This window comes from Algoriphagus sanaruensis (assembly GCF_001593605.1).
GTDB classification, from domain to species: domain Bacteria; phylum Bacteroidota; class Bacteroidia; order Cytophagales; family Cyclobacteriaceae; genus Algoriphagus; species Algoriphagus sanaruensis.
Window position 1 is genome coordinate 1,328,685 of the sequence record NZ_CP012836.1, and the last position, 12,276, is coordinate 1,340,960.

Below are 12,276 nucleotides of genomic sequence, written 5' to 3' on the forward strand. Positions count from 1 at the left end.
TTTTTGATTTTTAAAAAGGCTAGGGATGGTTTTAGGATTTTGATAAAAGACCAAACTCTACCTTTCCCTTTCCATCAGGAGTAGTGTAGAAAGGTCGCTTTTCGATTTCATAGTTTTTATCGGGAGGAATTCCCAAGGCATGGTAAATGGTCTGGTGGATTCCGTCGATTTTGATTGGGTTTTCGATGGTCTTACATGGGCGCTCGTCAGCAGTTTTGCCAAAAACATGTCCCCGCTTGATCCCTCCTCCAAACATCAGGACCGAACAGCCGTCAGTGAAATGCCTGTGCATGCCGTAGTTTTTCATATCCTCGATGATATCGGGCACTTCTACTTGGTCTTGGACTTTGAGATCAGGTCGTCCTTCCATCAGCATGTCTCTGCTGAATTCACTGGCGATGATCACCATGGTGCGGTCAAGCTTGCCACTTTGATCTAGATCTTTGATAAGTTGGGCAATAGGACCATCGATCAGTTTCTTCATGTCTTTCAGTCGGGTGTGCCCGTTGTCGTGCGTATCCCAACCGAAAAATGGCTCATATTCAGTAGTCACAGTGATGTATCGAGCGCCTTGATCCACGAGTCTTTTGGCCAATAGGCACCCCAGTCCAAAGCGTCCCGTGTTGTACTTATCATAACTTTCCTTGGGTTCCTGACTGAGGTCAAAGGCTTTGGCTTCGGGAGAATTGAGCAGCATGTAGGCCTGTTCCATAGATCTTTTCAAAGATTCCTTTTGGTAATCCGAACCAAATTCTCCCATAGGACTGGCGGCGACCAAGTCATTGTAGAGCTGATTTCTACCTTCGAATCGCTTGTAATCCATACCTACGGGAGGTCTCACTGCTTCCAATCCGGTAGATGGGTCGGGAATCAAAAATGGCCCATACTCTGAACCCAAAAACCCTGCAGAGTGAAAGGCTTTGAGTTCTTCCCCTTCACCGACTGTAAAGCGCTGCCCAATATTTATAAAGGGAGGAATGACCGGATTGAGTGGGCCTTTTTCCTTGGCAATCCAACTGCCCAGATGAGGAACGACCACGGATTGTGGCGGTTCATAGCAGGTGTGAAAGTGGTATTGATGTCTTGTATGGAGAATGTGCCCCAAATCAGCCGCTTGATAGGATCGGATCAAGGTTCCTTTGTCCAGCACTGATGCGATATTTTCCAATCCTTCGGAAAGGAAAATGCCATCCAGTTTTGTGGGGATAGAAGGAAAAGTACTCAGCACTTCCTTGGCTTCCATTCCCTTGCGGAATGGGGTGAATTTTTTAGGATCAAAGGTTTCGGTATGAGCCATGCCTCCGGCCATAAAAAGCAAAATCACCGAGTCGGCGGTGGTGGGGATTTTACTTTCACAGGAGGAAAGCAACCCGGCCAATGGAGCCCCCATTCCCATGGTTGTGATGGCTGCTGCACTGGTTTTCTTAAGAAAGTCGCGTCGGGTCTGAAGGTATTTCATAGGTTGTAGTTCTTATTAACTATCTGCAGAATTCAGAATTTTTTGTTCTCTTCAACATTCTTGGCTGGAAGACCGATGACTGAAGACCGAAGGGTTTTCTTCCGTCTTCTGTCTTCCTTCCAAGGAAAAAAGAGGAATTTTCCGATTGGTTCCGAACCATAGGTCATAGATATTTTCATCAATAGATCAATTGGAATTCGGGTAAGAGAAAGACTGCCCAAAGCAAGTCTTGGACGGATGAAGGATTGGGATTGGGACCGAGTGCTTTTTGAGCCACTTCCAGTTCTTGAGGACTTGGTTTTCGGAGCAGGGCTTTGGTGTAGAGATTTTCTGTCAGTGCTACTGGATCAGCGAATGCAACGGTCCATTTTTCGCCTCCTTTTACCAGTGATTTATTCAGCTTTTTACCATTGCTGAGTTCCAGAGCTTGGAGCAAGCTCGCTTGGGAATCTCTGCTTGTTGATACAATTTCTCTGTTGGGTCGCCCCAAGGCTTTTAAAAATTCATTGTTAGCCACCAAAGATGCCCTTGCAAAACTCAGGTTGGTTTTCGCCTCGGGTATCAGCTGGTAGGGACGGAATTTGACTTCGACTGAATCAAAAAGTGGGGCAGAAATTTCAGCAACAGCATCTGAAAATTGCTCTGCGGTGATTCGACGACGAATAACTCCTTGGAATTTGAAGTCTTCTGACATCAACTTTTCGGCAGAGGAAACAGCAACTGAAGGACTTTGGTAGATTTTTGAAGTAGTAATCTGATAGATTAGCCGCTTGAGGTCATAGCCATTTTCCACGAAATCCACGGCCAACCAATCCAACAAATCCTGACTCCAAGGTTCATTGTCCATTTCGTCCACGGGTTCTACCATGCCTCGGCCCATAAGCTGTTTCCAGATTCGGTTGACTACCGTGCGGTACATCCTCCCGTTTGCAGGTTGAACAAGTTGGTCGGCAAGTTGGCGGAGCTTCTCTGCTTTGGTGGCAAGGGAATCAATTTCTCCAAGCTCTTCCCAGAGGATTTTGGTTTGGGCTAGTTTGCCAGTTGGTTGCTCGCAGCGGCTTACTTCCAGAGTGGAATCTGCAAAAATATTGGCAAAAGCATAAGCCTGATCCAGTTTCCAGTCGCTGATAAAGCTATCGTGGCAAGAGGCACATTTCAGATTTAATCCCAAAAGAACCTGCCCGACATTTTGAGCCGCTTGCATTTCGGTTCGCTGGGAGGCATTGACGGTCCCTCGCCAGCGGATACCTTCTATAAAGCCTTTGGATTTTTGAGTTGGATTGAGCAGCTCCCGGACAAATTGATCGTAGGGTTTATTTTCTCTGATCGAGGTATAAAGCCAGTCTGTGATAGCGAATCGTCCACCTGTGATGTAGCCGGTACCGGTGTAGTCATTTCTCAGGGCATCATTCCAAAAGGTCAGCCAATGCTGGCTGTATTCATCAGTTCGATCGAGTAGATTTTGAATCCAAATTTCTCGTTTATTGGGATTGGTGTCTGCCTGAAAAGCCGCTAATTCCTGTGGAGAAGGCAAAAGCCCAATAATATCAAGAGACGTTCTTCGTAGAAAGGTCCGATCATCCACAGGGGTATTCCAAGAGAGTTGGTTCTGCTCAAAATATTGATCCACCCAACGGTCAATTGGGTTTTCTAGACCTGGCTTGGCTGGAGGTAGATTTGGTTTTCGGGGTGCCAAAGCTGCTACCCGATACACGGACTGCTGAGCCACTCCATCTGGCCAAGGGGCACCTTTTTCCACCCATAGGGTAAGCAGTTGAATTTCCTCCTTGCTGAGGAGTTTGCCCTTTTCAGGCATCACATCTTTATGGTTTTTAGATAAGGAAATCCGACGGATTAATTCGCTTTGACTAGGATTCCCTGGTATGATGATGGGACCATTTTCGCCTCCTGCAAAGACAAATTCCTTTTCATCCAATCGTAAGTCTCCTTCGATTTTAGCCCCTGAGTGGCATTTGTAGCAGTTGTGGGCGAGGACTGACCGGACATTGGTCACGAGTTGGATTTCTTTTTCCGGAGAAAGCTCAGAAGCGAAAGTGCCCAAGTCTACCGTCAGGGAATGAGGAGCTTCCTGATCGGAATTTTGGGGTAACACCTCCGTCAGGTAATCCTCTCCATGTGTCAAAGCCGCTCCGAAATGGCCTGCCGCTCCAACTCCTATACTGCTGAGAAATAGGACGAATCTGTAGGTTTTGATTGAAGAAGTGGAGGGGTTGAGTTCACTTTTGCGAAGCAAAACCAGAAGGAAAACGCTCAATCCAGCACTGATCAAGCCAACAGTCCGATGCAGATCGAGGGTACTTCCTGTGATGCCTTCATTTTCTGCCAATAGCCAGCCCATTGCGGCAGAAAGAACTGCGGAAATAGCTCCCAAAACGACCAAAAAGCGGATGCCGGATCGAAATGAATGATGCGAATTTTTCAATGTAAACAGCTCCATCACGGCTGCCGCCAAAAGCAAGGCGATTGGAAAATGAACCAGCATTGGGTGAAGTCGGCCGAAAAGTTGGCTTAGCCAAAATGGGCTATCATGAGCTGGACCTTGAGCAAAGGCAGGAATTGAAATGAAAAGAATACTCAGGAGAAGAATAAAGCCGATTTTTTTTGTGAGCATTTGAAATTTTTTGAAAAGAGGAAGCAACCGATTTCCTGAAAAAATATAAGGCTTTTGCGCTTACTTTCTATCCTGAACGCCAAAGTTTTGACTTGAGTAGGGGGGTAAGTGAGCTTGGAAAACCAAGCTTGTTTAATGACCTTAGGCCTAGGATATTCCAATTTGACCCTGTGTTTTTCCCGATGAAAAAAGTCTTTCTTTCTCTGGTTTTTACCGCTGTTTTTCTGGCAAGTTTTGGACAGCAAAAATTTCAGGTTTCTTCTCCCAATGGGCAAGTGCAAGTAACACTTTCCAACCAAGAGCGATTGACCTATTCCATTTCTCATCAAGAAAATGTGCTTTTTCAGCCCTCTACGCTTGGCTTTTCTCTAAATCGTCCAGAAATAGATTTGACTGAGTTTGAAGTTTTGGGATCAGAGGAAAAAGAAGTCAATCAATCTTGGACTCCTATTTATGGAGAGCGGAGTAAAATCAAGGATCATTATCGTGAGCTCCGACTCCGACTTCAAACCAAAACTCAAGCTAAGGTTCAGGTGAATCTGGTATTTAAAGTTTATGATGATGGAGTGGGTTTTCGGTATGAATTTCCAGAGCAGGAGGGATTTAAGCATTTTATCGTGGGAGAAGAACTGACCGAATTCAAAATGGGAGCTGATCATTCCGCCTTTTGGATTCCTGGGGATTACGATACCAACGAGTTTTTATACAAGACCACCAGACTGTCCGAAGTCAAATCTTTAGCAGCCAATGCCGAGGAAATTGACATCGCGGTAAAGAGCCCAATTGGAGACAATTTTGTTCAAACTCCATTGCAGCTTGTAACTGATTCGGGCTATTACATTCATATTCACGAAGCAGCTTTGGTCAATTATCCGGTCATGCAGCTAGAGTTGGATAAAGCTGATTATACCCTTAAATCCCACTTGGTGCCGGATGCAGTCGGAAATAAAGCTTACCTCCAAACGGGCACCTCTACTCCGTGGAGAAGCATCATTATCTCAAAAACACCTGAGGGAATTTTAGCTTCAGACTTGATCTTAAACCTGAATGATCCTGCTCAAGAGGAATATTACTCTTGGGTTACACCTCAAAAGTTTATCGGTGTGTGGTGGGAAATGCATGTGGGTAAAGGAACTTGGGAGTATGCTTCTGGCAAGCATGCAGCTAACACAGCCAATGTCAAAAAGTACATCGACTTTGCCGCTAAGTATGGAATTGAAGGCGTATTAGTCGAAGGCTGGAATGAAGGCTGGGAAGATTGGTTTGGCAACTGGAAAGAGGAGGTTTTTGATTTTGTGACCCCGTATCCCGACTATGCCATTAAAGAATTATCGGAATATGCCCGCTCCAAAAATGTGCGACTGATCATGCATCATGAGACTTCCGGTTCTGTAACCAATTACGAGCGAAGACTGGAAGATGCTTTGGATTTTATGGTGGCGAATGACATTAACACAGTTAAGACCGGGTATGTGGGGAAAATCATTCCCCGAGGAGAGCATCATGACAGTCAGTGGATGAATCGGCACTATGTCCATGTGGGTAAAAAAGCTGCTGAAAAGAAAATCATGGTCGTCTCTCATGAGTCGAGCAGGCCGACTGGATTAAATAGAACTTATCCCAACATGATGGCTTCAGAGGCAGCCCGGGGTAATGAATTTAATAATGCTCCGACCTTTGGGTTGACTCCTGAGCATGAGACGATTTTGGCCTTTACCCGACTCAAAGGTGGACCGATGGACTACACACCCGGTTTTTTTGATTTCAAGTTAAATCGTTTCGATGCGAGTAGAACTACCCAAGTCAATACGACTATATCCAAGCAGGCTGCCTTGTTTGTGGTGTTTTATAGCCCAATTCAGATGTTGGGTGACCTTCCTGAAAACCTTGAAAAGTACCCGGATTTAGTTCGATTCATCGTGGATATTCCCTTGGACTGGGAGGAAAGTACTTATCTCAAATCCGCTCCCGGAGGTCAAGTGGTGGTGGCCAGAAAGGCCAAGGAAAATGGGGTCTGGTACGTCGCAGGAATTTCCGATGAACAAGCAAGAGAAGTGGAATTGGATTTCTCTTTTCTGGAAAAAGGAAAGACCTACACCGTACACCTGATCCAAGACTCTAAGGATGCTCATTATGATCTAAACCCGACCGGAATGGAATCGAAGAGTAGTTCAGTCAAGCCTGGTCAAAAGATGAAAGTTCGGATGGCACAAGGAGGGGGATTTGTGATGAAGATTTCACAAGAATAAATCGGGGTTAACATCTTGTTTCTGGTGTAGAATTCTGATGATTTCAATCGTATGATTGGAAGCAAGGCGATAAAAAATCACATGAGATTTGATCCATGCTTTTCGATATCCTGCCCTGATGAAATCACAGTCTATTCCAGAGAAGGGATGATCGCAAATCTGTTCGATTTTATTGACAATGCTTAAATAATAGTCATCGGCTTGATTTTCAGACCAGTTTTCAAAAGTGTATTCCCAAATCCGTTGTAAGTCTTCCTTAGCTTTTATCGAGATTAAAAAATCATACTTTGGCATGTTTCTTTTTTAAGGATTCTAAAAATGAATGAGAATCGAAATTAGGGTCGAATCCACTTTTTTCCCCTTCTGCCAGGGCCTCGCGTAAAATTTCAAGCTTCAATTTTTCCTTCTCAAGTAAACGTAATCCAGCTCTAATCACTTCACTGGCAGTACTGTACCTGCCTGAAGAAACTTCTTTTTCAACAAAATCCTCAAAATGATCTCCCAACGAAATAGATGTATTCTTTCCCATGACTTTTTCTTTAAAGTTACCAATTATTGGTAACGACAGTTTTGTTTTTTAGAAAAATTTACTCCACCACTAGCCAAGTATATCCCCCTGCAGGAATGCCCACTGTGACTTTTGCATCGTAGTTCCTTTCCAGACGGACAGTTTGGCTTTTGCTTTCTTCCACCCGGATTTGAGCAGTCTCACTTAGACCCGTGTAGTAAAGCGGGAGGGCCAACTCTTTTTTCATGGGTTCGGTGCTAGGGTTGAAAAGCATAATTAGGGCTTTTTCTTTTCCCTTAGGATCCACATGCATCCAGCCATCCCAGTCTTTGCCGTCGGCTCTACGAAGCCGGATGATATCGGAATTCAGGATGTTCCGATACTTTTTATACCAGGCTATTACTTCGATCACCATGGCTTTGGTCTCCTCGGTATCATAGAGCCTTGGTCCTCGGTAACAGGCCTGAATCCCTGCTCCATAATACTGCATCATGAGCTGCTTGTAGTCATCCAAGTGATCATTGAGTGGCTCAAGAACAGCATCCGAACCGCCGCCGTGATAGGCTGTGAGGGGTACAAATCCCCAACCCATCGAAGGAGTTTTCTCCCAAGTGGCATCGTAAATGTTTTGGCGGTTGAGGATTTTTTGTCGGTCCCTCGGTAGGGAAAAATTTACCTCTCGATATCCCATAGCGATCTTGTGGGTGCCATCCAGAAAGTACCAATCCGGTGCGTTGATGTAGATTCCCCGCGCATTCATCCATTGATACAGCCCTTTTTGCAGGTTCATCTGCACCCATTGTGAATCTTCCAGTCCTTTGTGACCGGGATGGGAATGAGAGGCACAGACATCTCCGGGATAAGGACCGTCATTTTCGAAGATGTCAAAGCCGGTTTCGCTAAAGAAAAATTTCAATTTTTCGAGGTAATTCAAACCCCAATCGCTTGCGAGGCAGGGTGCATTTCCGAAAAAAGCACCGCCTGGCTTACCCGTAATCGGACTGATCACATCGGTCTCTGGGCTAATCGTCCGCGAGGAAAAAAGCGAGTAGCCACCGATTTTGATACCCTTGGAATGGGCGTAGTCGGCAAGTGATTTCCATCGGTCAATGTTCTCGGGAGAATTGTCTTCCATATTGATGTGGCTGCCAAAACTCAGTATCAGTGCTTCGTAACCTGTGTCGACGCATTGATCGATGGCGGTGCGGACTTTCTCGTCGGTTTTGCTGACCAAGTGCATGAAAATCGGGTTTTGCTGAGTCCAAGGTGCGATGGTTCGGTACATTTTCCGTCTAGCCAATCCATTTCGTTCCCGATCGTAACTGTCGAGAATGAGTTCATAAGTTCGAATAGACTGGAATTTTTCACCCTTTTCCAAGTCAATCCCTATTCCTTTTTGTGGATAGACTTCCAAGGTGCTTGGCGTCTGATAGTCGTAATTGACCTGAGAGGTGTAGCTCGAGTCCTGCTTCCAATGGGTCGCCTGTGCGCTGAGTTCTGCATGCATGGCATTGTTGAAGGCAAAATTGTTTTCCACATAGAGCTGATGCGGCTTTTTCATGTCCTTGGTCGCGCCAACTACGGCTGATTCTTCTTCGACTGTGCCGAGGATTTCATTCACGACCTGATCAATGTGGATGCTGGAGTTTCCCTGATTTTCCAAGGTCAGGAATTTCCCGATCAAAGGGAGATTGTCATAAATCTCATAATGCACCTGAAGCAAAAGACCTGGAAATTCAGGATGTGCGTAGGAGAAAGTAATTTTTTGTCCACTTGCCTGTTCATTTTGACCGGTCCAAAATTGGTTTTTGGTCGGGAAGTGAGGAGTGATTTTCGAAAGCGTGTAACCTTGGTAAGCAAAACTTCCTTCTTCAGGTTTCAACATGCCAAGCCATTCTTTTTTGAAGTAGCCTTTTTCTTTAAAGTCCAGCTTAGCACCGATTTCATAGGTTTTTCCATTTAAAGTCACTCTGGCCTCAGGCATAACGGTGCGCAGGAGTTGCGCTCCAGTCATCAGGTTGGTGAAGTCGTAGCAGGCTGGACTTGGGGAGAGGAAAAAAGTCCGCTGAACGAGTCCGTTTCGAAGCTGGATTTCGTTTGGGTTGATTTGGATGGTTTCAGCAGGTCTGGATTTGCCGTCGACTAGCCAGTCTCCATTTGATTTTTGAGCATTTGAATAACTAGGGAGGCTGAAGAAAACTACAAGAATTATAAAAAATGAGCTTGTATGAAGTAGTTGATATTTCACCTTATGGGATATTTAGTTTCTTTAATGTTCTGTAAAATAAGGCTTTCTTCAATTTTTTCTTCTTCTTGATGATATCTCTTAAGGTTCTAAAAAATCAAAAGCCCCGAACTTTTGATTCGGGGCTTCAAAATAATTACTGATGTCTTTCAGTCTTCTATTTTATTCTTAAACTCGATTTCATTGATGCTCATCAGGACTTGCTCTCCTTTGGCATCAGGATTTTTAAAGATGAAGTAAAGGTCCTGAATGCCAGAAGTTGATTTGATTTGAACTTTTGCCCGATTGGCATTCATTCTTATCCATTCTTGCATACTCACTCCCTGAGGTGGACGGAAGCCTCCCCCCTCCTTGATGCCGATCTTATCAGAGGTTCCTAAAACTTCTCCTGTTGGAGAACCCAGCCTGATTTCTACCGAACCGCCGATGGCGCCATTTCTCGAAGTAATGCTTGCCAGAACGTCAATTTCCTGAATTCCTGTCAGGTCAATTCCTTTAAGTGCAAATTGGGAATTGTCGCCTGCCATCATAAAGCTAACTCGAGGAGTAGTCAAGAGCTGTACCCCTTTTCTGTCCACAGAAGTTTGTGGATCGACAAAAGGAGCCTTCAAGGCCACAAAATCGACTCCGTTTAGTGAACCAATTGCGCCTGAACCCTTGTCTGAATAGGATGCACGAAGTAGGAAGCTTCCCTGGCCATTTTCACCTTCTGGAATAACTGCTTCTACTTTTCCGCTCAAAGGTAAGGAGGCGATATTGGCTTGGACATCATCCATGGCCAAAATGTAGTCCACCATTCGCTTGGCATCTGCCTCACTTAAAGATGGGTGAGCGCTCATGGCGTGATCTCCCCAAACACCAGCTCCACCGTTGATGATTTTATTTACCAAGTAAGCTGTGTTTTCGGCTGAATTTGGATATTTCTCAGCGACGGCCTGATAGCTTGGACCGATTGATTTTTCGGTGTACTGATGGCAAGACTTACAGTCGCTTTGTTCGATTAGATTTTTACCCAAATTCAAGATAGCCGCACTTTCTACACCACTTTGCTTCGAAGCAACCTCAATTGGGTCAAATCCTGCAGGAACGTAGTCAAAGGTGACCGCCACTTCCTCGGGCTTGATCGTGCCGTCACTGGAGCTACCGTCTTCTTTGTCTGACACGCTGATGATATAATTCAAATCTTTATCTCCAAACCAGAAGCTTCTGTTCATTCCGCCAAAGTCGATACTCACTGCCGGAGGCTCATTTCCTGCGGTGACTTCTAAGGAAGCCGAATTAGTCTCGCCTTTGGTGTCGGTCACGGTCACTACTACCTGATAGGTACCAGCCTCCGCGAAAGTGAAGCTAGGATTGGCTTCGGTCAAGATTTGATTGAAACCAGAGGTGTTTGTGATTTTCCATTCAAATTTCAGATTGCCTTGATCGTAATCATCAAAATCATTGGTGCCTTCTGAAGAGAAATTGACTGCTAATGGAGTAGCCCCTGCGGTCTTATCTACTGAAGCAGCTACGTTTGGTTTGCGGTTTCCTCGGTTGAATTGGATTTTGATCAAGCGGGAATTGGCATTTCCTCTAAACCAGGCCGAGCCATATTCTAAAATATACAAGGATCCATCTGGTCCGAAGTCCATGTCAATGGCAGAACTGAAGGTCTCATTTGGAAGGAATCGCTCCATGCTCACATAATCCCCATTCTCATCCATCGTCACTGCAAAAATCCATCCTCGCATAAAGTCCACGATGAGCCATTTGCCCTCGTAATAGGCAGGGAATACGTAAGGTGCGTCTTTTTTGAAATCTGCCTTTCTGAACACGGGGCCCCCTGTGGCACTTCTTCCTGAGGTTCCCAATTCTGGGAATTTTTCTGAAGCTCCATAAGGATAATAGATCATGGCTGGGACAACCGGTGTTGGAAGTTCACGCAATCCAGTATTGTTCACTGATTCGTTTACAGGAGCATTGACATCGTATGGCGCACCATAGCTGCTGTCCGCGTGATTGTGTCGGTTGTAAGGGAAATTATCTCCAATAAAGTAAGGCCAACCAAAGAATCCAGGTCCTTTAGCTTGGTTAAATTCATCATAGCCTTTTGGGCCCCAAATAGAGTCCACAGAAGCATCCGGCCCTACTTCACCCCAATAGAGGTAGCCAGTTTTGCTGTCTAGGGTTGGTCTCCAAGGGTTACGATGACCCATGGTGTAAATTTCAGGACGAGTTTTTTCAGTTCCTGGAGGGAAAAGGTTTCCTTCTGGAATGGTGTACGAACCATCATCTTCCGGATGGATTCTAAGGATTTTACCTCGAAGGTCATTGGTGTTTCCCGGAGCGCGTTGGTCATCGGAATTTTCCATTCCTGGTCGCTCATCGAGGTTGGATGATCCTTCTCTTGGATTGACCGTGTTGTTGCCGACGGTGAGGTATAGATTCCCTTCGGCATCAAACACCATCCCTCCACCCGTGTGGCAGCATTCTTCCCGTTGGGTAGGTACTTCCAGGACGATTTTTTTAGATGATTCTACCAATTCATTGCCTTTTAGTTCCCAGCGAGCCAAAACGTGTTTGGTGTCGGTTGGGTCGGCATAATACATGTAGATCCAGTTATTTTTTTCATAATCCGGGTGAGCAATCACACCCATCAAACCTTCTTCAGCTTCACGAGTGACGCCGGCTTTGTTGGTGTATTTGGTGTTGACTGGGATAGTAGCGACCAAGGTGACTTCCCCGGTGGTTTCATCCAAAATTTTCACACCCCCCTTTCGCTCCACAAACAACACTCTGTTTCCAGGGAGAAAAGTCATTTCCATGGGTTCGTCCATACCTTCTGTCAAGACCACCTTCGTGAATCGGTTGTCTTCAGGCTTGATGTTAGGGTCATCGGCAGGGTCTGTTTTGCAGGAAAACAAGGCTAAGCCCAGCATCAACCCAAGAAAAGGTTTCCATAGTAATTGATTACGCATAGGTTTCAGGTAAGTTAATTGATATCTATTGTCTCAATGATGAACAAAAGAAATCCAATTCCCAAAATGTCTTGCTGTTGCGGTAAAATTTGGGGATGAATGCGCATTGGAACTGATTGATTCTTTGGGAGAAACTTTACCTCGGGAGTTATTCCAAGGAAACATCCTAGTCTCCTTTGCTTGCCTTTGGTCAAATTCTTTTTCTGGTCTCCTGTGCTTTCAT

At 45.2% G+C, this 12,276-nt stretch carries 7 protein-coding genes; 1 reads left to right on the forward strand and 6 read right to left on the reverse strand.

Going from position 1 to position 12,276, the window contains the following annotated elements; genetic code table 11:
- Positions 1 to 31 precede the first annotated feature (31 nt).
- Both AO498_RS05935 and AO498_RS05940 read right to left on the reverse strand, forming a co-directional pair.
- The gene (locus AO498_RS05935) at positions 32 to 1,459 is read right to left on the reverse strand and encodes a DUF1501 domain-containing protein (RefSeq protein ID WP_067544726.1); all 1,428 of its coding nucleotides are present in this window, start codon (positions 1,457 to 1,459) and stop codon (positions 32 to 34) included.
- 178 nt (positions 1,460 to 1,637) lie between these two features.
- On the reverse strand, positions 1,638 to 4,091 hold the full coding sequence (locus tag AO498_RS05940; RefSeq protein ID WP_082792286.1) for a DUF1549 domain-containing protein: 2,454 nt from the start codon (positions 4,089 to 4,091) through the stop codon (positions 1,638 to 1,640).
- Positions 4,092 to 4,273: 182 nt separating this feature from the next.
- Here AO498_RS05940 and AO498_RS05945 point away from each other — a divergent pair, with 182 nt between their 5' ends.
- The gene (locus tag AO498_RS05945; protein ID WP_067544727.1) at positions 4,274 to 6,340 is read left to right on the forward strand and encodes a glycoside hydrolase family 97 protein; all 2,067 of its coding nucleotides are present in this window, start codon (positions 4,274 to 4,276) and stop codon (positions 6,338 to 6,340) included.
- On the opposite strand, the gene AO498_RS05950 is transcribed toward AO498_RS05945, so the two are convergent.
- From AO498_RS05950 to AO498_RS05965, 4 genes are all read right to left on the reverse strand, one after another.
- The gene (locus AO498_RS05950) at positions 6,329 to 6,634 is read right to left on the reverse strand and encodes a type II toxin-antitoxin system RelE/ParE family toxin (RefSeq protein WP_067544728.1); all 306 of its coding nucleotides are present in this window, start codon (positions 6,632 to 6,634) and stop codon (positions 6,329 to 6,331) included. The genes AO498_RS05945 and AO498_RS05950 overlap by 12 nt on opposite strands.
- Positions 6,621 to 6,869 (reverse strand): type II toxin-antitoxin system ParD family antitoxin, encoded by a 249-nt coding sequence (locus AO498_RS05955; protein ID WP_067544730.1) that lies wholly within the window; start codon positions 6,867 to 6,869, stop codon positions 6,621 to 6,623. The genes AO498_RS05950 and AO498_RS05955 overlap by 14 nt, the downstream gene beginning before the upstream one ends.
- A 58-nt stretch (positions 6,870 to 6,927) precedes the next feature.
- Positions 6,928 to 9,096, reverse strand: a complete 2,169-nt coding sequence (locus AO498_RS05960; protein ID WP_067544732.1) for an alpha-amylase family protein — start codon at positions 9,094 to 9,096, stop codon at positions 6,928 to 6,930.
- Between the two features lie 146 nt (positions 9,097 to 9,242).
- Positions 9,243 to 12,053, reverse strand: a complete 2,811-nt coding sequence (locus tag AO498_RS05965; protein WP_067544734.1) for a PQQ-dependent sugar dehydrogenase — start codon at positions 12,051 to 12,053, stop codon at positions 9,243 to 9,245.
- Positions 12,054 to 12,276 lie beyond the last annotated feature (223 nt).